Source organism: Fischerella thermalis PCC 7521 (genome assembly GCF_000317225.1).
Taxonomy (GTDB): domain Bacteria; phylum Cyanobacteriota; class Cyanobacteriia; order Cyanobacteriales; family Nostocaceae; genus Fischerella; species Fischerella thermalis.
Genome location: NZ_AJLL01000106.1, coordinates 33682 through 59379, shown reverse-complemented (window position 1 = coordinate 59379; position 25698 = coordinate 33682). Strand labels below are relative to the sequence as shown.

Here is a 25698-nt window from a genome sequence, read left to right as displayed (position 1 = left end):
ATGAGTAAACTAGTTGTATTGAACCTGGGAAAGGGTAATTTAAAGCAAGGCTTTCCCTCTGTTACTGCTGCACTCTGGGAAGAAGGCAATCCAATCGCCATGCAATTTATGGGTAGCCTACCACCCGCACCAGAAATTTGGTCACTTTACAAACGTTGGCAGCTGCTTTATCAGTTACTCTATGAAGCTCTTTACCCTAGCTTGGATTGGCGCAGTTACACAGATGATTTAGAGGATACAGATATCGAAATAGACGAAGATGATGTCACGAATGTTTCCTCTGTTGATTTTAGTAATTTATGCGATGATTTACACAAACAAATTAATTTATGGCTGAAATCTGAGCAATTTCGTCACATTGACCAAAAATTACGCACGAAATTAAATCCTGATGATGAAATCCGCTTAATTCTGGCAACAGAAGATCACCAGGTGAGACGTTTACCTTGGCATCTGTGGGATTTTTTTGAAGACTACCAAAAGGCAGTGGCATGTTCAAGTGTTTTAGAGGTTGAGCAAGTTAAGCCGTTACGTAAAAATCCTGGGCGAAAAATCAGGATTCTGGCTGTTCTGGGTAATAGTCAAGGAATTGATGTCCAGCAAGATCGGGCGATTTTAGAGCAGTTACCAGGGGCGGAAATTATTTTTTTGGTCGAACCACAACGGCAAGAGTTGGATCGCTGGCTTTGGGATAGACGAGGCTGGGATATGCTATTTTTTGCAGGTCATGGTTCCACTGGTGCTGAAGGAGAAAGTGGTCGGATTCATATCAATCAAACAGAGACGTTGACGATCGCTCAATTAAAAAATGCTCTCAAAGCAGCGATCGCACGCGGTCTGAATTTAGTCATTTTTAACTCCTGCGAAGGTTTGGAATTAGCGCGGGAATTAGGTTCTCTGCATATTCCCCAAATGATTGTCATGCGCGAACCGGTCCCCGATTTTGTCGCCCAAGAATTTTTAAAGCACTTTCTCGAAGCTTTTGCTCATGGAGAATCTTTTTATTTGGCGCTGCGAGAAGCACGGAATAAATTACAAGGTTTGGAAAATCAATTCCCCTGTGCCAGTTGGTTACCGATGATTTGCCAAAATCCAGCAGCAGAACCGTTAGTTTGGCCACAACAACACCTAAGCAACCGCCCCCCGATTTTACCTCCCCGACGCATTCTCCCCATCATCTTCAAAGCAAGCGTGGTAATCACTGCTCTTACTGTTGGCATTAGATCACTAGGAATGTTGCAGTCGTGGGAACTAGCAGCTTTTGATTTATTGATGCGATCGCGCCCTTCTGAAGACCCCGATCCTCGGATACTGGTAGTAACAGTCACAGAAGCTGATGTGAGCGCCCAACCCGCCACAGAAAGAGCAGGAGCATCGCTATCAGACAAAGCCTTGGCTGAAGTTGTGAAAAAACTGGAACAGTTCAACCCCAGCGTTATTGGTTTGGATATCTATCGTGAGAACCCTGTCAAACCAGAATATGCAGATTTAGCCAAGACAATGCAAACAAGCGATCGCTTTATTGCCATATGTAGAGGTGGTGAAAACACAACTGATTCTGGTGTTCCACCACCTCCAGAAGTTTCTGGTCAACTTCAACGCCAAGGTTTTAGTGATGTCGTTACTGATCCTGACAACGTCATTCGTCGTCAAATTTTGTCTATGGCTCCTGCACCTCCCTGTGCGACTGATAAATCTTTGAGTTTTCGCCTTGCGAGTCGTTACTTAAAAAATCATGGTATTCAACCTCAGCTAACTCCTGAAAATAATTGGCAGTTCGGCAAAGTTGTGTTTAAAAATATACAACAAAACAGTGGTGCCTACACTGGTATAGATAATCTCGGTCATCAAGTCTTGTTAAATTGGCGCGCAGCCGATTCAGTTGCCCAACAAGTTACTCTCAAAGAAATTTTCAACGATCAACTTACTGCCGATATAGTACGCGATCGCATAGTTCTCATTGGTACGACTGCCGAAAGTTTTCATGATTACTGGTCTACTCCCCATAGTCATCAAACGCCAGGGGTAGTTGTACAAGCACATATGGTAAGTCAGATCCTCAGTGCTGTCCTAGATGAGCGACAGTTGTTATGGGTTTTACCAAAGTGGTCTGAAATATTGTGGATCTGGAGTTGGTGTGTAGTTGGTGGTGTACTAGCTTGGCAGATGCGATCGCGCTTACGTTTGCTGATTGCTCTAGCAGGTGCGAGCAGCATTTTATATGTGACTTGCTTATACTTAATTATACAAGGAGGCTGGATACCACTGCTTCCCTCAACATTAGTCTTACTAGCTGGTGGAGCAAGCGTAGCAACCCTCACTTCATCTCAAAGACAAGAATAAAATATATACACTGAACCTTGTGTCTGCCCTAAAAAAACTAACAAAAGTATGCAACTTTATAGCGTGTATAAGAAATTATTATGTTTATAAATTACACGCAAGTGCATAATCTTATTTTAATAACACCAATAAATAATAATAGAAAGATTAGCTTAATAGAAATCAAACCAAAAAATTGCATTCTCTAGGAGAAATTCCAACAAGACAGCGCTTTGTATCTAAATAGAGTATACTCTCTGCCCCCGATCCCGGCGAGGGTGAACGTAGCGCGGGTGGGGTTATTCTGTAACTCACGCTTGTTGAAGTCTGCTTTATGTAACCAATCAAGAAGACAATTGTTTTTTTTGATTTGATGATTACATGCTCAACCTATGACTATTGATTAAACATACAAAAGCAATGACAAATGAGCAAATCAAAATGTGCATTGACTATAGCTTGTATGTTGCTTGGCTGGATGAGCTATTTCCTACCAGTAATAGCACAACCCAATCAACCGACTAATAACAATTCTCAGACCACACAAATTCAATTTCAGGACAAAGAACCAGATGGATCAAGCCGGGGTAGGCCTATTAAAAGGAAAGGAACTGGAAGCCGTGGTGACTGTCCGCCTGTGGATGTTTTAACGACTGCATTGATACCGGAAAAAAATGTAGGTTTGACTGTTGATGAATCTCCTAGCTTTTGGTTTTTTGTTCCTTATAAACGGACAGACATACCGATTGGTGAATTTGTATTACAAGATGAAACAAATAATGACGTTTACAGAACAAATTTTACTCTGCCTAATACGCCAGGTTTTGTGAGCTTGAGTTTACCATCTACAGTAGCCTTAGCAGTTAACAAAGACTATCAATGGTATTTCAAACTTTATTGTTCTAAACAACAACTATCTAACCCAATATTTGTACGTGGATGGGTGCAAAGAATACCTCTCAAACCTGAATTAGCAAGTCTTTTGAAATCAGCCACCACACCACGGCAGCGCATCGCTATTTATGCTGAAAAAGGCATTTGGTATTCAGCTTTGTCTGAGTTAGCTGAACTTCGCCTTGCTGAAACAAAAAATCCTATTTTTGCTAATGATTGGGCTAACTTGTTGCAGTATATTGGTTTAACTGATTTTGCATCAAAGCCAATTGTGGGAGAAGTAACAGAGGTGAAATAATATCATGTTCGCTTGAATACTTAATACTGTCGCGTAGGCTGGTAATAGGTAATGGGTAATGGGTAATTGATAGTAGGTAATGGGTAATTTATTTTCTATTTTCTTCCGTGTCCCCCTTGCCCCCTTGTCTGATCACTGAATTCTATCAGAAAGATAGTGAAACGGTATCATTTCCTTGCCTGTACTACCTGCAAACTTCCACCTGCATACAAACATTGCTTGTCGATACTGAACCCCATCTCCATCAATAACCCAGGTAAATCAGTTTTTAACAACTGCCAAGCAGTTTCGGTTTCAAATAACCATAAAAATAGCCATACAGATGGCAAAAATAAGGGATTATGAGGATTGTGGAAATCAACAACAGTAAACACTCCACCAGGCTTAAGCACACGATATACTTCTCTAATAATTTCTCTCAATTGTTCGGGCTGCATTTCGTGTAGGGCAACACTTGTATGCACCAAATCAAATTCATGATCTGCAAAGGGCATCTCTTCAGCAAAAGCTTCTACATATTCTGCTTGGGGAACATTCTGTTTTGCCCTTAGCAGAGATAACGGTGATGCATCTAATCCTGTTACATTTTGTGACATTTTCACTAAAAATTGTGTTGTTTGTCCACTGCCACAACACAAATCAAGAACTTTAGTATCTGAGTGAATTGTTAAGCCTTGCAAAGCCAATTGTCGAAAACGTTGTTCACCACCAACACTGATAGCTGCCAAACGGGATACACCATCGTACAGCCACTGGTAACGATAACTCCAATCTCGTAAAATTGTAGCCACTGTCTCTATCCTTTGTCGTTAACTTATATATTTAATAAAGATATATTGTTAACATTAGTAAAAAAGCTGAAAAGATTGGGGGATTGTTACTGCTATGGGTCGTGTAGGCGTATTACTACTCAATCTCGGTGGCCCGGAGAAATTAGAAGATGTAGGGCCGTTTCTTTTTAATTTGTTTTCTGATCCGGAAATTATTCGCCTACCTTTTCCCTGGCTGCAAAAACCCCTCGCCTGGTTTATTGCTTCACGGCGTACGAAAAAATCTCAAGAGAATTACCGCAAAATTGGTGGTGGTTCTCCACTACGGCGCATCACCGAAGCTCAAGCAGATGCCCTCAAAGGACAATTGCAAGCCTTAGGGCAAGATGCGAAAATCTACATCGGTATGCGTTACTGGCATCCTTACACCGAAGAAGCGATCGCTCGCATCATCCAAGATGGCATTGAAAAACTGGTGATATTACCTCTTTATCCACAATTTTCTATCAGTACCAGTGGTTCTAGCTTCCGACTTTTAGAAAAACTTTGGCAAGAAGACCCCAGACTCCAGCAGATAGAATACACAGTTATTCCTTCTTGGTACAAACAACCAGGCTATCTCCAGGCAATGGCAGAATTAATAGCCCAGGAAATTGACCAACTACCCAATCCCCATGAAGCTCACGTCTTCTTTAGCGCTCACGGCGTTCCTAAAAGCTATGTAGAAGAAGCAGGAGACCCCTACCAGCAAGAGATTGAGGAATGCACCTATTTAATCATGCGGACACTTGATCGCCCCAATGCGCATACATTAGCTTACCAAAGTCGTGTTGGCCCAGTAGAATGGCTACAGCCTTATACTGAAGATGCTATCCCTGAACTTGCAACAAAAGGTATTAAAGACTTAGTAGTTGTACCAATTAGTTTTGTTTCCGAACACATCGAAACCCTGGAAGAAATTGATCTTGAGTATCGAGAATTAGCAGAAGAAGCAGGAATTCACAACTTCCGCCGTGTACCTGCTCTCAACACCCATCCAGTATTTATTAAAGCTTTAGCAGACTTAGTTATTGATGCCCTCAAAACACCCAGTGTCAAGCTCTCGCAAGTCTACCAAATGAAGAAAAAGGTAAAAATTTATCCGCCAGAGGCTTGGGAATGGGGTATTACTACGAGTGCAGAAGTCTGGAATGGGCGTATTGCTATGCTTGGCTTTATTGCTTTGATGATTGAATTGATTACCGGACGCGGTTTATTGCATATGATCGGGATTTTGTAACTGCCATATGGACTAAAACTCAAAAGTTAATGAGTTCATTGTCATTACCTAACATTTTTGTAATAGTCGAAGTTCGCGCTCTCGTGTTATTCCGCCCAGAACTCAAGTTCTGGGCTAATAGCCTAAGTCCACTTGAAGTGGACTGAAATTTTTGTTGAGTCTACTGAGCGTAGACTTTGGCTATTAGCAAGAGAATTTATTCCCAGGCAGGATACAACGAAGCGAGAGGATTTAAAAGATGTGGGTAATGATAAGAGTTAAAAACATGAGTTGCCTTCTGTCTGTTGGCTTCTTTCTTCTGCCTTCAATCTGGAATATCGAGGACGGCATGGTGTTCCCCAAGATACCTTAGCAGCAGGAATGTCAGTAAAAACACTGCTACGTGCACCAATGACTGCATTTGTGCCAATTGTAACTCCTGCACCAACAAAGCAATCTGCTGCTATCCATACCCCATTGCCAATGCAAATACTCGCTGTTTTCAAGCCAAAGGCTGGATCGTACATATCATGACTACCAGTACACAGATAGCTTTTCTGGGAAATTACGCAATTTTCACCGATATGTATGTCATCCAAACTGTATAAAACTACGTCATCACCAATCCAACTATAGTTACCTATAGTGATTTTCCAAGGGTAAGTGAAGCGAGCAGTAGGTCTAATTATTACTCCTTTACCAACACGAGCGCCAAACAGACGTAATAAAGCACAACGCAGACCATTAAACGGATGAGGAGTTAGAGGAAAAGCGATCGCTTGCACAAACCACCATAAAAGAACATACCAACTTGGACGCCCCCGGTCAAACCAAGATTGGTCATATTTGCGTAAATCTATAAATGCTTGGTCATTAGTCATTTGTCAATGGTCAATGGTCATTAGTTAATTGTTGGTTGTTGATGGTTGTTATTTACCCCTCACACTCCACCCTACGGGAAGCCGTGCAAAGCGCGTCTACATACTCCCTCTACTCCCCATCTCCCCATCAAACAACTGTCTGTCTCACTTTCTGAGGGAGAGCAGTTGTTGTCACAGAAGTAGACTTGGTGTTAAGTTTGCCGCCACAGTGGCGTAATTCGTAGAGTTTAACCCCAATTTGATATTCATATTGGCTCAGCAGCTTTGCATAAATGTATCCAGCTCTACCATCCAAAAAACCACGCTGGATCCAATAGAACAACACAAACCGTAAAAAAGGTTTAAATGGCAGTCGCACCCAAATTTTTTTCAAAAAGCGTTTACGCTGCACAGCATCACCAAATAATTTAGCGCCAATAGTACCGTTGTCGTGATTACCTGTAAGCAAATTATAGTAAACACGGGCTTCCCAATTAGAATAGCGATTATGTCGTTCTAACCAATGAAAAAGGTCACGAAAATCCTCGTGAATCATATCATTTTGCAGATATCCTACTTTTCCATCTAGGATGACGTGTTCGTGAACTTCGTTATCACCTGTATTCGGAATATCTTCTGTATTAAGATTTTCGTAACGCCCTTTTTTATGCTTAAATAAACGCAAGTTCCAATCCGGATATTTACCACCGTGGCGAATCCATTTACCTAAGAAAAATACACGGCGATTGAGGTAGTAGCCATTATATTCAGGATTTTGAATTGCTTGGGCAATTTCTTCCCATAACTCAGGGGTGATGCGCTCATCACAATCCACAATTAAAACCCATTCATTCCGAAAATTGAGGTTTTCTAAAGACCAATTTTTCTTTTTCGGCCAGCGTCCATTGAAATGAAACTGCACGACACTTGCACCATAACTTTTAGCAATTTCGACGCTTTGATCACTACTTTGTGAATCTACTATAAAAACTTCGTCTGCTCTTTGTACACTAGCAAGGCAAGCTGGCAAATTTGCTTCTTCGTTTTTAGCTGGGATTAGTACAGAAACTGGTATTTTAGAAGATGACATAATATTTTGTTGGTGGTTGGTTGTTAGCGGTTGGTTGGATTGTACAAATCGTAGATCTGTACACTAGTTAATAGCTAATGACAAATTGGCTATTGACTATTGACTCTTTTTGCTAGTAATCCTGCAATGGCAGCATTTAAGTAACCAATCTGACCATAGGCATAGACAAGTTTGTCAAATCGTTCTGCGGGGTCAGCAAAATATTTAACTGCTTTGTACAAACCACGCAAAAAACGCTCGCTACCGCGTTTTAGCTGGCTAAAACCTGCTGTTCCTGCTAGTTGTTCCCGATAACACTCACTAATACCCTGCCACCAACCCCGATTTAAAAACCAAGAACGTTTAATACGTTCGGGTGAAACATTATGAAACACGTGGGCTTCGGGTAGATACATGACTTGCCAACCTGCTTGGAGGGCAAGTTCAGTTATTTGCAGTTCTTCGTTAGATAATAATTTTTTACCTATGCGACCAAGTTGAGGATCAAAGCCTCCAATTTCTTCGAGAAAAGCGCGGCGTATGGAGTAATTTAAACCTCTAGGAGTTAAACCAGGCTTGTCTATGGAGACTATGTTCTCACCCAGGTCATATGCCCCTAAATTAGCAGCTAGTCCTGGAGAAAGCCATAGTGGTGATTGCATTCCCTCAGGCCATAACAAGCTGACTTTGCCACCAGCGATCGCTAATTTTGGGTTATTTTTATAAGCGTTATATAAAACTTGCAGCCAGCCACGGCTAGCGACAGCATCATCATCAAGATATGCCAGGATTTCACTGCTTGCAACTTGAGCGCCTGTATTCCGGGCTACAGATAGACCAATAACAGGTTCATAAACATACTTGAGGTGGGGATGATTTGCCCTTTGTTCTACAACAGAACGAGTGCGATCGCTAGAACCATTATCCACCACTATCACTTCAAAGCCAGAAGCAAAATCTTGCGTGAGGAGGCTATCTATAGCAGCGCCTAAATAATTGTCTCGATTGTGAGTACAGATAATGGCAGAGATTAGCGTATCTGGCATAGGGAGTTATTGGTTATTGGTTATTGGTTGTTAGTTGTTGGTTGTTGTTTTAATAACCACTAACTACTAACCATCAGAAAATTCAATCTTGTCTGTTCTGGAGCTAATCTATACCAAATAACCCTGACTCACCAACCGAGTTTTTTCGGAAATCACCCTGATATCTTCACCCAAGATGCTCATAGCTAAATTTGCTATCACCGCAAATTAAAAATTTTGAGGCTTTATTCTGCAATTGCCTGTTACTTGCTTTACTGACATTGAATGTGACCATGTAATACCACGAGTGTCTCAGCCAGTTGTGAGAGACGAGTTTCTAAGTATTGCTTGCGTCCTAACAATTGACGTAACTTTTGGTAACGAGCGATCGCCATACTCACACTAGCAACCTGATCTGGAGGACAGGGACGTGTCCACACTGTACCGGAAGCATCCAAACCACACAAACGGTAGCCACTAGAAGATGATTGATAGGAAATTTTCGATTGTTGGGCGCAAATTTCTTCTACATAATCCATCAAGCGGTTGACTTCTGCATGACGTAGTGTCGCACTTCCTCTTGGTTCGTTGTCTGTGTGCGATTCTAACCAACCATTGACTATTGGTCCTTCTAGATAAACATCTTGTATTTGCCGCACGATTTTTTGCAATTCTGCCTGCCAACTAGCAACAATTTCCTGGATTTCTTGCAACAGATTCATTGCTAATGCTGGGTTGGCTGCATTGCGATGGTTACTAAAGCTAGGAGTTTTGAATTTGGGTAGGCTTGGTGTTTTGCAACCGTTTTCTTCTACTGGGAATGTCTGTACAGAGGTGTGATGAAACTGAGAGTATTCTTCTGGTTGCTGATCATACTCATCTTCTGATTGAATATCATCATTTTCTGATTTTTCTGTTCCACTAACACTGATCCGAAATGATAAAGGCTGCTTGTTGACTTCTGATGACTCAGTAGTAGTGATGTCGCGATTTCCTAAATCGTGTAGAGTAGCCTCAATACGCTTTAAACCTGCTTTCATAATGGGTATCTCTAACTATTCTGTGACTTGTGATCGTGGATGGTGCTGAATTGATAGTTGGGATTTTTGACTCTTCCCAATAGTTGCATCATATAGATGCTGAGTGTTAATTTTATCTCTTAAAAGTTATTTGGGGTCAACAATCTCATCCCCAAAGTGAAAAATTATGGTAAACGGTTACAACCCCAGCTAATCCAAGATACTAAGGAAATAGCTTGGAGTAAAGCCACCAGGCAGGGACATTGGGGATTTTGCTTCGGGGATCAGGCATGGGATAAGGGTAATATTGATTTCTAAGTTTTGATTCATAATTCCCACTTCCTAATTTTATTTTTACCCCTGTGTTATGAAATTTTTATAATTCTAAGTTGAGCAAGCAAAAAATGAATCAAATCATTCTGGTGACTGGACCTGCACGTTCTGGGAAAAGTGAGTGGGCAGAAGCTTTGGCAATACAATCACACAAATCAGTAGTTTATATAGCAACTGCAACACACGATTCTGATGATCAAGAATGGCAGCAACGTATTCAACGACACCAACAACGCCGTCCTCAAGATTGGACGACATTGGAAGTACCAATGCAGTTGTCTGCTACTCTTGCCCAAATGCAACCAAATACCTGCGTTTTAGTTGATTCTTTGGGAACTTGGGTAGCAAATCTACTCTCTCAGGAAGAGGCTATGTGGGAAAACACTATGCAGGAGTTATTGGAGACGGTGCAACTAGTAGCAGCCGATATGATTTTTGTTGCTGAGGAAACAGGATGGGGTATAGTTCCAGCTTATCCGATGGGTCGAACTTTTCGCGATCGCTTGGGTGGATTAGTACGATACTTAGGTTCCATCTGTGAACCTGTTTATTTAGTCACTGGTGGTCATGTTCTTAATCTTAGTTTACTTGGTTCTCTGTTGCCTGTGGGGGAATAGGGTGATGGGGAGTGTGAGGAGTGTGAGGGGTGGGCATTGGAAATTACCAACAACCAACTACTAACTACTAATTACTAACCACCAACCACCAACAATTGATTATTGACTATTCTTAATTATTTATTCCAAATTTATTATCGAAATTCTAAATAAAATTAGAGTATGGCATCTCAAAATGAAGTTAAAAAATATCTAGCTTACTGGTTTCAGCTAGGCAAAAAAGTAATCATCAGTAATGGTGCAGAAACTTTGTTGCCTAAGCCTGTAATTGCAGGCGATCGCTATAGTGATGAATTTGAAGAATGCTGGCGGAAAATCACCTCTGAAAAAGCAGGTGATTGCTATCTTGAAGGTACAAGTGAAACTATTGCGGAATTGCTAACATCCGATTGGGAAATGTTTGCCTGTTCGCGTTGTACAATGCCCATACCTGTGCGAACTCTGGGTATGCCTGCTGAATCATGTCCATGCAATGATTTATCTGACTGGCCAAATACAGAAGTTCCTCTTCCCAGAGGACCTGTAAACAGTCAAGTACAGCTAAAGTTGATTCGTGATCAACTTGTAAAAATGAATGAGATGTCTCATCATTCTAATAGTTGATTATTGAATAAATTGATTCAGTCTCAAGATTTTTCCAATTAATTTTATATTTTAGATTATTCAGTAACCCGGTTTTGATATCAAAACCGGGTTTTCGGTTTTATTGCCATGTATTTTTCAGAAATAGCACTCGTATAATCCTGCAATTAATGCTTCTTAAGGTGGTAAATAAGTTTACATAAATTGCAAATGACTTATGTATTAGAAAGGGTATATCGTAATAGGCAAGCAAGAAGTTGAGCTACTCAAGAAGCTAATCAACTCCAATCATCACACGTAACAACAACAATACAAGCAAGGAGTCTTGTAACTATGTCTCACGAAACATTTACATCTAATTTGTTTAGTGAAGTAACCGAAGAACAACAGCAGATGGTTGCTGGTGGTAAGACTATCTACGACGATCTCAGCACCTACTTTAATGCAGATACAACCGCGTTTGCTTTTGCAGCAGCATCTGGTCCTGGTGGTAGTGTTGTAACTCAGGAATTTGCTGAGCAGGAAATTAACACCAGCGCTTACAAGAGTTTCCAACTCAATCCCTACTTCTACTATCCATATTAAATAATTCAAAAGTTCCACATAAACAATAAAGGATTTTCAACCATGTCTAACGAAGCTTTTGCATCTCATCTGTTCAGTGAAATTAGCGAAGAACAACAGCAGATGGTTGCTGGTGGTAAGAGTATTAACGACTATATCAGCACCTATTTTAATGCAGATACAACCGTGTTTGCTTTTGCAGCAGCATCTGGTCCTGGTGGTAGTGTTGTAACTCAGGAATTTGCTGAACAAGAAATTAATACTAGTGCTTACAAGAGTTTCCAACTCAATCCTTACTTCTACTACTACCCATACTAAGTCAGTCGAAAGTTGAGTACCTCATGATACTCAACTTTCAAAACGACAGTATAAAGCTGAGCAAGGAGTTTTTTATCATGTCTAATGAATTGTTTACCGAAGTGTGCGAAGAACAACAGCAAATGGTTGTTGGTGGTACGAGTATTTACGATTACATCAACACTAACTACTATCAAGAATTAACTGCTTTTAATTTTACAGTTGCCTCTGGGCCTAATGGTAGTTATGTTACCCAACAATTTGCTAACCAAACGATTGATACCAGCGCTTATAAGAATTTCTTGCTCAATCCTTATGGCGGATATTACGACGACCTAGATAGCTAGATGTGGATGATTAATTTAGTTGAATACATAATGTAATTCAACTGGGTATCCACAAGCATGTTGAAGAAAGTCAGCTATCAAATTTATAGATTTAGTCGATAGCTGACTGTTGTTCACAAGCAAAGTTTTTGTCTGAATAATTATATTTTTTCAGCTGTATATACAGGTATAACAAAGAGGTAAAGCTGTGTCTACAGATAGAGAATTAACTAACTCTGAGCTTTTTGTAGAGTTATCTGAGGAAGAACAAGAAATTACAATTGGAGGGCGTTCATCTTCACTATATGACTTTGTGATCAAAAAGACAAACATTGTTACTTTTGCAAATCATGAAAACAATTTTTCGGATGGTATAAATAACATTTCATCTAAGCAACAAACTGGATATTCGCTTTCAGAAGTCACCTTTGGTTTTAATTTTAGTGGACTACGTGGACGTAAATATGGTTTGAGCGGCTTGGAAATATTACGTCGATTAATTTTTTATCTCTTTACCTAATTTTTCAGCAACAAGCAAACAGATTGACCAAACCTTCAGGCGCTCAATCTTTTGGGTGGACTAAAGATGAAATACAAGTTTGTTAAACAGCATAGTGAAGAAGACTGTGGAGCCGCTTGTTTAGCTACCATTTCTAAGCATTATGGACGTAATTTTACTCTTAATCACATCCGTGAAATGGTAGGTACTGGACAGTTTGGAACTACTTTATTAGGGTTAAAACGGGGTGCAGAATCACTTGGATTTAATGCTCGTCCAGTTAAAACTTCACCAGAACTTTTAAACCGAATGAAAGAAGCACCCTTACCAGCAATTATTCACTGGCAGGGAAATCATTGGGTTGTTTTATATGGCAAGCAAGGTAACAAATGTGTCATTGCTGATCCGGCGGTAGGTATTCGTTATCTGTCTAAAAAGGATGTAGCAGATAATTGGACAGATTGGTTAATGCTGTTGTTACAGCCAGATCAAACTCGCTTTTTTTCCCAAGAAGACGATAAAGTTAGCGGCTTTTGGCGTTTCTTGCGGCGTGTTTGGACTTTTCGTGGCATACTGGCGCAGGCGTTACCTTTAAACTTAATTTTAGGACTGCTATCTTTAGCCTCGCCATTTTTGCTACAAATTCTTACTGATGATGTGTTGGTGAGAGGAGATACAAGGTTGCTCACAACTGTGGCTATTGCTGTAGTTGTGATGCATTTTGTTTCTACTAGTCTTTCATTTGTACAGTCTAATTTAATTGCTCATTTTGCTCAGCGTCTGCAATTAGGTTTAGTGTTGGAATTTGGACGACAAATTCTGCGCTTACCTCTTTCTTACTACGAAGCTCGTCGCAGTGGAGAAATTGTCAGCCGCTTACGGGATATAAATCAAGTTAATCAGTTAGTTGCTCAAGTTATTGTTGGTTTGCCTAGCCAATTTTTTATTGCTCTTATTTCTTTTGGCTTCATGCTGTTTTATAGCTGGAAGTTGACGGCAGTGGCTGTAGTAATTGCTATAGTAATGAGCATTTCTACAGTTATATTCCAGCCTACTTTACGAAATAAAACCCGTGAACTATTAGTTCAAGAAGCAGAAAATCAAGGTGTTTTAGTAGAAACTTTTAAAGGCGCACTTACCTTAAAAACTACTACTGCATCACCACAATTTTGGGATGAATTTCAAAGCCGATTTAGTCGCCTGACAACCCTAACTTTAAATACAATTCAAATTGCGATCGTCAATAGTACATTCTCAGGATTTGTTGCTGCTGTTGGCGGTGTTATTTTGTTGTGGTTTGGTGGGAATTTGGTAATTCAGCCACAGGAAAATCTGAGTATTGGGCAATTATTAGCTTTTAATGCGATGAATGCTAATTTCCTGGGTTTAATTGGTAGTGTAATTGGTTTTGTAGATGAATATACTCGCGCAAAAACTGCTGTTCAACGACTGACGGAAGTTATAGATGCTACACCAGAAGATGATAAAGATGGTAAAAAGCAATTTGCTAGGATACCTGGAGATGCTGACATTACTTGTACTAATGTCAACTTTCACTATGCAGGTAGGATGGATTTATTAGAAGATTTTTCGTTAACAATTCCAGGTGGTAAAGTAATTGCTTTTATTGGTAAATCTGGTTGTGGTAAAAGTACCCTTGCTAAATTAATTGCAGGCTTATACCCATTACAATCTGGTAATATTCGGATTGGATTATATAACTTAGACGATCTTGCTCTTGATTGTCTACGTCATCAGATAGTTTTAGTTCCCCAAGATGCTCACTTTTGGAGTCGTTCGATTATTGAAAATTTTCGTTTAGGATCACCTCATATTACTTTTGAGCAAATTGTTCGATGTTGCAAAATAGCAGAAGCCGATGAATTTATTAGCAAACTTCCTGATAAATATCAAACTGTTTTAGGTGAATTTGGTGCAAATATTTCTGGTGGTCAACGTCAAAGATTAGCTATAGCACGTGCTATTGTTAACGATCCACCAATCTTAGTTTTGGATGAGTCTACGGCTGGACTAGATCCAGTTAGTGAGGCGCAAGTATTAGATAAGTTGCTTCAGCATCGTCGAGGAAAAACAACAATTTTGATTAGCCACCGTCCGCGAGTTATTAGTCGTGCTGATTGGATTGTGTTTTTAGAACAAGGTCGCTTAAAACTACAAGGTTCTGTGGAACAATTAAGCTCTATAGCTGGTGATCATTTAGATTTTTTAACTCCTTAAATTAGTTGTTGGTTAGTAATTAGTAATTAATATTTGTTAGTGATTTTTGATTAATCAAAAATGCCTACTAAATACTAACCATTAACCACTAACCACTAACTATTAATAAACATGCTTTATACTCATAATCAAAAATTTCTTCCTTCGGTTAATATCGATGAGTTTTTACCACCAATTAGTCGTTGGACAACCTTAGCTGGTATATTTTTGGTTACAAATGTCGCCACAGCGATCGCTCTTGCCTCATACATTAAATATAATGTCACTGTCAAGACTTCTGCAACTGTACGTCCTACAGGAGATATTCGGATTGTACAACCAGAAATAGAAGGAACTGTTAAAGGTATTTTTGTTAAAGAAAATCAGATAGTTAAACAAGGAGATGTAATTGCAAAGCTTGATGATATGGAATTACATATCAAAAATAGTCAATTACAAAATAGTATTGAAGAAGTTAATTTACAATTAGCTCAAATTCAAGCCCAAATCCAAGCTTTAGATATTCAAATCAACGCAGAAAAACAAGTCATTGAAACAACAGTTATTTCTGCCCAAGCAGACTTGGCACGTAATCAAAGAGCTTATCAACAAGAGCAAGTCAAAACTCAAAGCGAATTACTATCAGCACAAGCAAACTTGCAAAAAGCTGAAGCGAGTTTAAAAAAAGCCAAGGCTGATTTGAATTTCGCTAAACAGGATCGCGATCGCTATAAAGAATTAGCACAATATGGAGCGATTGGTAAACGGGATTATGAGCAGAGAAAATTAGCTGTTGAACAAGCAGAATTAGCAGTAGAGGCGGAAGAAAGAGCAATAGATATAGCTCAAGCTAGCCTCCTAACAGCAAAAGCTGCTCTTAATCCTAGTGCAGCGACTGTGGAAATTGCTCAGGAACGCATAGCACAAGAAAAGGCAAAAGGTCAATCTAGTATTGCTGCTTTAATTAGAGAGAAAAATACTTTAATTCAGCGACAAATTGAACTTAGAAATCAAATTAAACAATACCAACAGGAATTACAAAAAAATATAATTCAAATGCAAAGTAGTGTCATTCGTGCTACTAGCGATGGTGTGATTCTCAAGCTCAATTTACGCAATCCTGGTCAGGTAGTACGTCCCTCTGAACCTGTTGTAGAGATTGTCCCTCAACATGCGCCTTTAGTCGTGAAAGCCATCATTCCTGCGGCTGAAATTAAAAAGGTGGAAATTGGTCAAAAAGTACAGCTGCGAGTTGATGCTTGTCCGTATCCTGATTATGGTACTCTCCAAGGTGTTGTTACTGCTGTTTCTCCAGATACAATCGCACCTGTAAATAATTCAGATGTGAGTGCAGCAAGTAATACAAGTCCTGCTGCTGGATCTTTTGAAGCAATTATCAAACCAGAAAGTTACAGTTTTGGAAATCATGAACATACCTGCAATCTGCAAGTAGGTATGAATGCATCTGCTGATATTATTTCTAAACAAGAAACAGCCCTAAAATTTTTACTTAGAAAAGCCAGATTAATCACTGATTTGTAATATTTAATAAATCTTTAATTCAGGTAAAAACTATGCATTTTTCGGTAATAAAAACAGCTTGTTTAGACAATTATCTTGTCTACTTCAAGCAATTTTTTGAAGAGAAATATATCGTATTTTATTTAATACTACTCCATTTGTCTGAGAAAATAATAAAGAAATCAATGTGCTGTGAATTACCAATTAACTGTACAAATTTTAATTTTCATCTTCTACTTTATGACACTAATTTTGTTAGTGAAAAAATTGTATCAAACTCAACAAGCATTGCAATGGTGGTGTTGTAGACAATCACTAAAAATGTTCTTGGAAGCAGAGAAAATTCGAGATGGTATATTACAGGAATCTTTTACTATTCGTCGTAGTCTAGAACTCTTGCCAGGAGGCAATTTAGATTTATCAACAAGTAAAACTCAAGAACTTTTAAAAAGATTTGACAATTTTCACCAATCTTTAGTGCAATTGAGCGATCGCTTATTTCCAGTGTATATCCAAGACAATTTTCCTTTGGCAATTCAGCATCTATTAGAACCCTGGTTTACATCTCACTCTCAGATATATTTTCATCTTGATATGCCTAAGTCTTGGCGACATGAATCAGTAGATCGCAGTCTAATTATTTTAAGGACTCTAGAAGAGTTACTGAAAATTAGTTTACCTGAAGTTTTAACCCAAGTTTCTATTTACATCTGTCTACAACAACAAGCTAATCTCGGTAAGCTTGTATTACAAATTACTTATCCTGATATTTCTACTCTTGTATTTTACAAAAATTTACCTGAACGAGAATATATTTGTAAAACTTTTAGATTTTTAACATCAGGCAAATGTTTTTGCTGTATTAATAACCTCAGTTTAGTTTGCTACCTATATTGGTAGATGATTATGCTTATACTAGAATTAAAATTAAAGTATATTTAAAATCATTTTTAATACAAAGTATTTATTTTAACTTTTACTATTAGCCAAGAATTCTGAAAAAATCCAAGCTCCCAGATTTATCTGTGGAATCAATCCCAAATCCAAAATCTAAAATTCAAAATCGAAGAACCTGTGGAAAACTCCACAGATTGCATCTACACTCTATGACAAGCTTTGAATTTTCTAGGTAGCAGTAATAGTTATCTACTCAATTGTTGGGGTGTGAATTATGAAACAAGCGTTAACAAGACAAGCATTACTAAAAATTTTAGTCATAGATGACCATGAATCAGTATTGGGTGGAACCATAGAAGTACTACGAAAAAAATACGTGGATGCTGAGTTTCTAACAGCAGTCACAGCTCAAGAAGCACTTGAGCAAGTAGCAAATATGCAACCTGATTTAGTAGTTATGGATCTTTCTCTACCAGAGAGTCCTGGCAAAATGGCACGACCAGATATAGGTGTCAAACTACTTAGAAACTTGATGAAACATCATATAAATTTGAATATCGTTGTCCAAAGTGCTCATGTGAGAACATTAGTACGAATCAGACCTGATATTGATATTCATAAAGGAGGTTTTACAGTTGCCGATAAAAGTCTTTCTAGTCAAGAAATGTTGACTAGGGTAGATTGGGCATTACAGGGATTAACTCATACAAAAGATATTAAAGGTGTTCATGCTGGATTAGAAGTAAAACCAGAATGGTTAAGGGTGCTAACTCTCGCATTTGAAGAAGGATTAACAGATAAGGCGATCGCAGAGCGCATGTGTGTTGGTGAACGCATGGTGCGTCATTATTGGAGCAAGTTACAAGATGCTTTAGATGTTTATCCTGAAGAGGGAAAAAATATGCGAATTCAAACGGAAATGCGAGCCAGAGAAGAAGGACTAATTGATTAATATTTAGCTGTTCGTAGTTCGTTGTTGGTTGAAACAAATGCCAAACAACTAACATCAAACAACAAACAACAAACAACAAACCAATGCAGGCTGAACTGTGGAAAATTATTAAAGAGGAAATAGCCATTTGGCGTGTAGGTGCATTACCAGGAATAGCAGTTATAGCGCTGGTAATAATTACTCGTTTAAGTGGTTATATGCAATCTCTTGAATGGTTAGCCTTTGATAATTTTCTGCGTATACGTCCAGCTGAAGCGATTGACGAACATGTTGTCATTATTGGAATTAATGAAGAAGATATCCGTAGGGTGGGAACCTACCCCATACCAGATAGAGAAATTGCAGCACTATTGAGAAAACTCAATTCTCTAGCACCCACAGTCATTGGTCTTGATATTATTAGAGATTTACCTGTTGAACCTGGACACCCTGAACTAGTTAGTGCATTTCAGGATATCAAAAATTTAGTTGCGATTGAAAAAGTATTACCGGAAAAAATTGCTCCTCCGCCAACATTACCTCCAGAACAAGTTTGTTTTTCAGATCAAATTATCGATGCTGATGGGAAATTACGACGCAGTTTGTTGGCAACACCAACAGAACAAGGATACAAGTTTTCTTTGTCTGTTTGCTTAGCAAAAACTTATTTAGCTAAACAAGGTTACACCCTAGAAAACGGTATTCGTGATCCCCAAGCGCTTAGGTTTGGCAATCTTGAACTACCCCGATTTTTTCCCAATTCTGGAGGATATGTCAGAACTGATGCTGGTGGAGTGCAAATGCTGCTCAATTTTCGCAGTGGTCAAAAAAGATTTAGAATTTTATCTCTTAATGATATTAAAAACGGAAAATATCAGGCGCAGTGGATACGCGATCGCATTGTCATTATTGGTGTAACTGCGCCTAGTGTGAAAGACTTCATCACTACTTCTGCGGTGACATCCATAAAACCTGCACAGGGACGTGTTTATGGAGCGGAAGTTCAAGCAGATGCTAGTTCTGCAATAGTGAGTGCGGTGCTGGACTCCAGATCACTGTTGAATAGTTGGGCAGAGTGCTGGGAATATGTATGGATAATCAGCTGGGGTGTTTTGGGAATTGCTTTCGCCAGACTCACCAAATCCCCATGGCGAAATCTAGTTGCTGTTGTGATTGCCAGTACTATTTTAATAGCTGTTAGTTATTTACTTTTGTTGTATTGGGGTTTATGGGTTCCACTAGTACCAGCAATCCTTGTTTTAAATTTAAATGGTATTGCCATGACAGCTTTATACCAGTATGACCAAGCATTGCGTTCTAGAATAGAAGCTCGTCAAGCCCTAATTGAACGTACTTTTGAAACAATTCATAATGGGCCATTGCAAACCCTGGCTAAAGCATTGAAGACAATTCGTGAACAAGATTTATCGTCAGAAGAATTACTACCAGAACTTGAAAAAGAATTAGAAAAATTAAATTATGAACTAAGAGGTATATATGAATTTTTACAAAGAGAGCCTCTAACCCAAGATAGAAGTTTATATCTCGGAAATGGTCTGCTACTAAATTTACAAGACCCGATTCATACAGTTCTCTATCAAGTTTATGACCATACATTACAGCGAGAATTTGCTTGCTTCAGTACACTTAGGGTTAAGATAGTAACATTTGATCCCATTGATGATCACCATTTAAGCATTGAACAAAAACGGGGACTTTGTCGATTTTTAGAAGAAGCTTTATGTAACGTTGGCAAGCACGCTACAGGTGTAACTCGCTTGGAAATCAGTTGTACCCAAAATGAAGGATGGTACACTCTGAAAATTATTGATGATGGCTTAGGTAGTATTGCAGCTAAAGAAGGTAGAGGAACACAACAGTTTAGAAATCTAGCTCGACAATTAAGAGGAAAATTCACGCGATCGCCTCTTTCTCCTCGAGGTACTCTTTGTGAATTATCTTGGCCTGTGGCAAAGTTTGGCTTTTGGTAATTGTTTTTATTCTTAATAAAAAATTCTTGAGCAATAATTCCGAACAAGGGCGATGGAAGCTACTTCTGGCCTCTCTAAATCTTCAAATCTAAGGTCAGATGATTGCTGTGAAAACCTGAAAAAGTGGATTTATGCAGGCAAAAATATTATATGTATGATATATAAGCATTTTTATCCATTACTAATAGTATGACCATTGCAGATTAATATAATAAATATTATAAAAAAATGTGAAACATGGTAAATATAAGCAAGCCTGATGTAGTTTTCAGCAATGTAAATCACCAAAATATGAAATGAAATTAGTCATTTACTAGTAATACAATTAGAATAGATATGTAGCCTGTCTTACAAAACATATTTTTTAGAAACAATGGTAATTGGCAATGATCTATGGCAAATATTTAATCGCAATTAACTATTAATAATTGTTCATCTCCAAGCTACTACATATCTACTCTACCAATTAATATGAATTTTTTGAGTGCAATGCCAAGGGGGTAAGATAATGACTCACAAGCAGTGGCTCTTGCACAAAATTTTTAATCCTAAGATTTTAATAATTTGTGCTTTGACCATCCCTTTTTTGTTTACTCAAATAACTTTAGCTGCGTATAAACCTCCCCGGAATCAAAAACCACCAAGTGGTTACACAGAATCATCAGGAGTTAGGGGAAAATGCAAAGCTATAGATGCTGATTCTGTAACCCTGCTTGCTCCTTCTACACACATTGGACAAACCACATCCAGTCATCCCACCTTTGCTTGGTTTGTACCTCATCACCAAAGAGTTTCCCTTGAGTTCTCTATTTATGAGTTAGGCTCTAACGAGCAACTGAAACTAACTTATAAATCTCGATTGCAGAGTTCGCCAGGAGTTATGAAACTATCTCTACCAGAAAATTTGCCTGGCTTAGCTTTGGGTAAAAAATATCTATGGCAGGTAGAAATTTTGTGTGACTTTAACCATCCTTCACGCAATTTACTAGCTACAGCAGATATTACAATTGTACCCATGCCAGCCAATTTACAAGCAGCACTGCATCACAAGAGCGATCGCACCCAAAGAGCTAGCCTCTATGCTCAAGCAGGTATGTGGTACGATGCCTTGGGTGAAGCCTTAGCTGACAGTAACGATGGCGAACTGGGAAAACTAGCAGCAAATTTATTAAAAGACCTAGCAAGCTTAGAAAAGTCACCAGAAATTAGAGATTTATCTCAAGTTGCTTTAGGACAAAATGAATAGGGGTCTAAAGCTCGTGAACACCATCCGTTTCCTCCGTTTAGTTGGAAAAAGGGTAAAAGTTAATCTAAAACCAATTTCCTAAAAGGATGAATGGCGCCCAATAGTAAGGATGGGCATATTTTTTCCCTAGAGTAATTAGATCTTGCTGTGCTTTCTGCAAAGCTTCTACTTTACTAAAACCGTAATCATACCAGTATTGATAAAATTTTGTTACTAAAGTCACTGTAGCCGCATCGTTGATTGACCATAGAGACGCAAGAGTACTTCTTACACCTGCTGAGACTGCTACACTAGCTATACCCAAGTTAGTATGGTCATTTCCACGGGCGGTTTCACAAGCAGTTAATAACAATAAGTCAACTGAATTGATACCCTGGGATACGTTTTGAATCATACTATACAAGTCTGTCATGGTAAGCTTTTCGTTTTTACCAATGACGAGAAATGTATCTTCAGGAGCAATACCAAATTCAGCATGAGTAGCAATATGAATTATTGGATAAATACTATGCTGGAGTTCTGCTTGCAAGCGATCGCGTGTAAGATCCTGATTTAGTAACTGCTTGCTACCCGGTATAGTCATCAAAACCTGATCGATTTCTTTTTTGATATTGGTCAAAGCTTTATATAGGCGACCATCTACCCTTGCATCTTCAGTCAGTCCCACAGCTAAAGCCCGTAAATTTTCTGATTTGATTTTGAATGGATCTGTTAAACTCAGACTAGGGGTAGATGCGATCGCGTATTTCTCGATTAAAAAATTCTGACCGTCATGTAGTGCTGCCATTGGTACACTACAGAGAAAACTGTCTGGAACAAAAACCAGTGTCTTAACTTGAAGTGACTCTAAATCAGCAGCAAAAGGACGAACAATCAAATTATATAGCTTTTGTGCCTGCCTGCGATTATAAACAATGTCACTGCGCCTCTCTAGCCCCAGGCGAAATTTGCTGATTTCATCTTTGAACCTTTGACTATCAAAGTTGATCCACTTTAATTTAGTTTCACCATTAGGAAGATAAACTACAATTGCGGTACGCTCTTCTAGGACTATTGACCAAAATACAGCTGTATTTTGAATTTTGTCAGAGCTTAATAAATTAGCTTTAGTTGGATGAAACTTTATTGCTAGATCATCTTTGCGGAAGTAATTTCGCAGTTGTGCTAGTTTGAGAGCATCAAGGTAAGTGATTGCAGAATCAACTTCCTCAAGACCTAACTTTAGTGCGATCAACTCCCGATATATCGATTCTAACGTATCGTAAGGGTCTGGCTGTAAGTCTGGATTTGTGACAACTATCTGAGTATAGATTTTTTCTAGGGTCGTCACAGCTTGCTCGTATGCTGCGATCGCTTCCAGTGGTCGATTTTGTGATTTTAAAATTCTTCCTACTTGCCAATACCACAAATACAAGCTATCTTGAGCGTTTGGTTTTGTTTGTGCAATTTGTTGTGCTTGTTTCGTTAATTTCAGTGCTTGCTCGTAATTGTGGCGACACTCATAAATGTGACCAAGATTACCCAATGCTAAAGATAAAGCACGATATTCTGACAAGTTTTGAGCAACCGCTACAGCTTGATTGAGTAAATCAATAGCTTGTGATTCTCGGTCATCAGTTGGACATTTAGCAAAAGATAAATTTGTTTCAGCTGAAAAATACTTCAATAATTCAGCTAAGTCAATAGCCGCATAAGCTTTTGCTTCTGAAATTGGTAAACGTTCTAGCAGCAATAAAACTAGTTGTAATTGTGCTGTCGCTAGTTGTGATTTTCCAATTCGATTAGTCGGTGGAATAGAGTAAATTAATAATTTTATTTCTTTGAGTTTGTCTTTGAATTTACGGGAAATACTTAAACTTTTTTGGAAAGATTCTAACGCTTGAGAATCATATTTTGATGCTTTTTGTGTGAAATCTTCAGCTGCGTCAATTTCACCTGTATCCCAGGCTATTTTGGCATAGTTATAATTTTTTTGAGACAAATTGATATAAGTAATTCCCAGTTGATTGAAAGCAGCAGCTTGATATGCTAAATTATGAGTATCTTGAGCAGCTTTAATACTAAATTTTAAATCAATAATCGCTTTGTTATAATTGCCTTCAATGCGATGAGCTTCACCTCTAATTCGTAAAGCCGCAGACTCTAAAGTATCATCATGGTGACTACGAGCAATTTGTAAAGCAATTTCAGAAAGCCTCCTGGCATCATTGGGTTCACCCAGGCTATTATAGACCTGTGCTTGCTGGATCAAAATTTGCCCCACACTAGGCCAGTTGTTCGTTTGACGATAATAGGCGACTAATTCTTCCCAATAGGCGATCGCTGCTTTGAACTCACCTATTTGGTGATATGCTTTTGCCAATTTCTCAACAATAGCTATCTTGCTGCTAACCTTTTGATTTTCATTGGATAGATTTAAAGCTATTTGCCAATCTGCGATCGCGCCTTGGAAATCTTCTGCTTCATATCTTTTCTCAGCTCGCTTGAGCAGCTGATTAACATCAGTCGGTGGAGTTAGAAAGTTCTGAGTGTATTCATTTTGAACTACTGCTTTTACTGAAATTACTTCGCTAACTATTCTTGACCATGATGGAAAATATTTTATGCACAAGCCACAGGCAAAAATGCATATAAATAAAAACTGCAATAAGCGTCGGATATTTAATATCCGATGTCTGCTTAACATAGGACAAAAATGGTAATAAATCTTAATCGATTACTTTAGCTCATAGCCATAGAAAAATAGGTAGTTTTTTTCAAATCTAACGTTTTGATTACAAAAATAACTGATTATTTATAAATATTCTGTAAAGAAATCATGTAAAGCTGCAAAACTTTTGTATATATTAAAATATTTATACTAAATAAAAAATACTAATTGAACTATTTTTTGCAATATATATCTTTAGGTAGATACTAATTGCCAAGTTTGGGTGATGTGGAAACCTTTATTTTAAAAGAAAATGAGAAAACGGCACGCACCCGTTAATGGGTAATAGCTTGTTGGTAATTGGGAAGAACTTGTTCTGAGTCTTGCAATAACCAATTCACAATTACCTATTACCAGACGCCTCCTATAAAGATGCACCCTAATTTGCGGCAAAGTGTCAAAATTCCATGCCACTATATAAAATAAAGCACTCAATTATAGTTAGTAGTAAAAGGAGGGCGGGTATAACGCTGTGCAAATCACATTCTTAGGGACGAGTTCAGGTGTACCAACACGATCGCGTAATGTTTCCAGTGTCGCTTTGAGATTACCCCAAAGAGCAGAGTTGTGGCTATTTGACTGTGGTGAAGGTACTCAGCACCAACTTTTACGGAGTGAACTCAAAAGCAGCCAACTCTCCCGAATTTTTATTACTCACATGCACGGCGACCATATATTTGGTTTAATGGGTCTGCTGGCCAGTTGTGGTTTAGCAGGCAATGTCGAACGCATTGATATATACGGTCCACCTGGATTGAATGAATATTTGCAATCAGCTTTGCGCTACTCTCACACACATTTTTCTTACCCTATCAAAGTTCATGCCATTCGTCCAGGGCTAATTTACGAAGATGACGAGTTTACCGTCACCTGTAATTCTTTGCATCACCGTATCACTACCTTCGGCTACCGCGTGGCAGAAAAAGACCGACCGGGACGTTTTGACATTGAAAAAGCCAAAGCTATGGGAATTCCCCCTGGTCGGGTTTATGGTCAACTTAAACGTGGTGAAACCGTCACTCTACCCGATGGAAGGGTATTTAATGGTGCAGATTTTAGTGGTCCAACAGAAATTGGACGCAAGATAGCCTACTGCACAGACACAATTTATTCTGATAACGCCGTGGAATTAGCACAGGATGCAGATGTGTTAATTCACGAAGCAACCTTTTCTCATCAAGATGCTGAGATGGCTTTTCAGCGTCTACATTCTACATCTACAATGGCGGCGCAAACAGCCTTAGCTGCTGGGGCGCATCGCTTGATCATGACTCATTTTAGCCCTCGTTACGCTCCTGGTAATGGCATAGAATTAAAAGACCTACTTCAGGAAGCCCGTGCTATTTTCCCCAAAACAGACATGGCTTATGATTTCATGACTTATGAAGTACCCAGACGGCGAGAAGCAGAATTAGCCTTTGAATATTGAAATAAAATTTAGGTAATGGGTAA

22 protein-coding genes are annotated in these 25698 nt (G+C 38.8%); 16 read left to right on the top strand and 6 right to left on the bottom strand.

Features of this window, described 5'->3' with window-relative positions; genetic code table 11:
* The gene (locus UYK_RS0123140; RefSeq protein WP_016872242.1) at positions 1 to 2343 is read left to right on the top strand and encodes a CHASE2 domain-containing protein; all 2343 of its coding nucleotides are present in this window, start codon (positions 1 to 3) and stop codon (positions 2341 to 2343) included.
* 406 nt (positions 2344 to 2749) lie between these two features.
* Complete coding sequence (locus UYK_RS0123135; RefSeq protein ID WP_026086570.1) at positions 2750 to 3514, top strand: DUF928 domain-containing protein; 765 nt, start codon at positions 2750 to 2752, stop codon at positions 3512 to 3514.
* Between the two features lie 167 nt (positions 3515 to 3681).
* Here UYK_RS0123135 and UYK_RS0123130 read toward each other — a convergent pair whose 3' ends face one another.
* Complete coding sequence (locus UYK_RS0123130; protein WP_009456640.1) at positions 3682 to 4305, bottom strand: class I SAM-dependent methyltransferase; 624 nt, start codon at positions 4303 to 4305, stop codon at positions 3682 to 3684.
* A 94-nt stretch (positions 4306 to 4399) separates the two neighbouring features.
* Between UYK_RS0123130 and hemH the strand changes: the two genes are divergently transcribed.
* Complete coding sequence (gene hemH / locus UYK_RS0123125) at positions 4400 to 5563, top strand: ferrochelatase (protein WP_009456642.1); 1164 nt, start codon at positions 4400 to 4402, stop codon at positions 5561 to 5563.
* A gap of 257 nt (positions 5564 to 5820) precedes the next feature.
* Here hemH and hpsU read toward each other — a convergent pair whose 3' ends face one another.
* From hpsU to UYK_RS0123105, 4 genes are all read right to left on the bottom strand, one after another.
* Positions 5821 to 6423: a hormogonium polysaccharide biosynthesis acetyltransferase HpsU gene (hpsU, locus tag UYK_RS0123120; protein ID WP_009456644.1), complete on the bottom strand. Its 603-nt coding sequence runs from the start codon at positions 6421 to 6423 to the stop codon at positions 5821 to 5823.
* A gap of 127 nt (positions 6424 to 6550) precedes the next feature.
* On the bottom strand, positions 6551 to 7492 hold the full coding sequence (locus UYK_RS0123115; protein WP_009456645.1) for a glycosyltransferase family 2 protein: 942 nt from the start codon (positions 7490 to 7492) through the stop codon (positions 6551 to 6553).
* A gap of 89 nt (positions 7493 to 7581) precedes the next feature.
* Positions 7582 to 8517: a glycosyltransferase family 2 protein gene (locus UYK_RS0123110; RefSeq protein WP_009456647.1), complete on the bottom strand. Its 936-nt coding sequence runs from the start codon at positions 8515 to 8517 to the stop codon at positions 7582 to 7584.
* Positions 8518 to 8768: 251 nt separating this feature from the next.
* Positions 8769 to 9536 carry a hypothetical protein gene (locus tag UYK_RS0123105; RefSeq protein ID WP_009456649.1) on the bottom strand — a complete coding sequence of 256 codons (768 nt, stop codon included), beginning with the start codon at positions 9534 to 9536 and terminating at the stop codon, positions 8769 to 8771.
* 383 nt (positions 9537 to 9919) lie between these two features.
* Here UYK_RS0123105 and cobU point away from each other — a divergent pair, with 383 nt between their 5' ends.
* The 12 genes from cobU (at position 9920) to UYK_RS0123040 (ending at position 21536) form a co-directional block, all read left to right on the top strand.
* The gene (gene cobU / locus UYK_RS0123095; RefSeq protein ID WP_009456650.1) at positions 9920 to 10465 is read left to right on the top strand and encodes a bifunctional adenosylcobinamide kinase/adenosylcobinamide-phosphate guanylyltransferase; all 546 of its coding nucleotides are present in this window, start codon (positions 9920 to 9922) and stop codon (positions 10463 to 10465) included.
* A 162-nt stretch (positions 10466 to 10627) separates the two neighbouring features.
* Positions 10628 to 11068 carry a hypothetical protein gene (locus tag UYK_RS0123090; protein ID WP_009456651.1) on the top strand — a complete coding sequence of 147 codons (441 nt, stop codon included), beginning with the start codon at positions 10628 to 10630 and terminating at the stop codon, positions 11066 to 11068.
* 312 nt (positions 11069 to 11380) lie between these two features.
* Entirely contained in the window at positions 11381 to 11632 is a 252-nt protein-coding gene (locus UYK_RS0123085) for a CTB family bacteriocin (protein ID WP_009456652.1), read from the top strand.
* A gap of 42 nt (positions 11633 to 11674) precedes the next feature.
* A complete protein-coding gene (locus UYK_RS0123080; RefSeq protein ID WP_009456653.1) occupies positions 11675 to 11929 on the top strand; it encodes a CTB family bacteriocin in 255 nt (84 codons plus the stop codon).
* Between the two features lie 77 nt (positions 11930 to 12006).
* Positions 12007 to 12255 (top strand): CTB family bacteriocin, encoded by a 249-nt coding sequence (locus UYK_RS0123075; protein WP_009456654.1) that lies wholly within the window; start codon positions 12007 to 12009, stop codon positions 12253 to 12255.
* Positions 12256 to 12442: 187 nt separating this feature from the next.
* A complete protein-coding gene (locus tag UYK_RS0123070) occupies positions 12443 to 12754 on the top strand; it encodes a hypothetical protein (protein ID WP_009456655.1) in 312 nt (103 codons plus the stop codon).
* A 66-nt stretch (positions 12755 to 12820) separates the two neighbouring features.
* Positions 12821 to 14971: a peptidase domain-containing ABC transporter gene (locus UYK_RS0123065; protein WP_009456656.1), complete on the top strand. Its 2151-nt coding sequence runs from the start codon at positions 12821 to 12823 to the stop codon at positions 14969 to 14971.
* 111 nt (positions 14972 to 15082) lie between these two features.
* Positions 15083 to 16492: an HlyD family secretion protein gene (locus UYK_RS0123060; RefSeq protein WP_009456658.1), complete on the top strand. Its 1410-nt coding sequence runs from the start codon at positions 15083 to 15085 to the stop codon at positions 16490 to 16492.
* A 219-nt stretch (positions 16493 to 16711) separates the two neighbouring features.
* A complete protein-coding gene (locus UYK_RS0123055; RefSeq protein WP_009456660.1) occupies positions 16712 to 17371 on the top strand; it encodes an HAD family hydrolase in 660 nt (219 codons plus the stop codon).
* A gap of 271 nt (positions 17372 to 17642) precedes the next feature.
* The gene (locus UYK_RS0123050) at positions 17643 to 18320 is read left to right on the top strand and encodes a response regulator transcription factor (RefSeq protein ID WP_009456662.1); all 678 of its coding nucleotides are present in this window, start codon (positions 17643 to 17645) and stop codon (positions 18318 to 18320) included.
* 83 nt (positions 18321 to 18403) lie between these two features.
* Positions 18404 to 20290 carry a sensor histidine kinase gene (locus tag UYK_RS0123045; protein WP_009456666.1) on the top strand — a complete coding sequence of 629 codons (1887 nt, stop codon included), beginning with the start codon at positions 18404 to 18406 and terminating at the stop codon, positions 20288 to 20290.
* Between the two features lie 508 nt (positions 20291 to 20798).
* Positions 20799 to 21536, top strand: coding sequence for a DUF928 domain-containing protein (locus UYK_RS0123040; RefSeq protein ID WP_009456668.1), 738 nt, complete (start codon positions 20799 to 20801; stop codon positions 21534 to 21536).
* 64 nt (positions 21537 to 21600) lie between these two features.
* On the opposite strand, the gene UYK_RS0123035 is transcribed toward UYK_RS0123040, so the two are convergent.
* A complete protein-coding gene (locus UYK_RS0123035) occupies positions 21601 to 24222 on the bottom strand; it encodes a CHAT domain-containing protein (protein ID WP_009456670.1) in 2622 nt (873 codons plus the stop codon).
* A 496-nt stretch (positions 24223 to 24718) separates the two neighbouring features.
* Between UYK_RS0123035 and UYK_RS0123030 the strand changes: the two genes are divergently transcribed.
* Entirely contained in the window at positions 24719 to 25675 is a 957-nt protein-coding gene (locus UYK_RS0123030; protein ID WP_009456677.1) for a ribonuclease Z, read from the top strand.
* Positions 25676 to 25698: the final 23 nt, after the last annotated feature.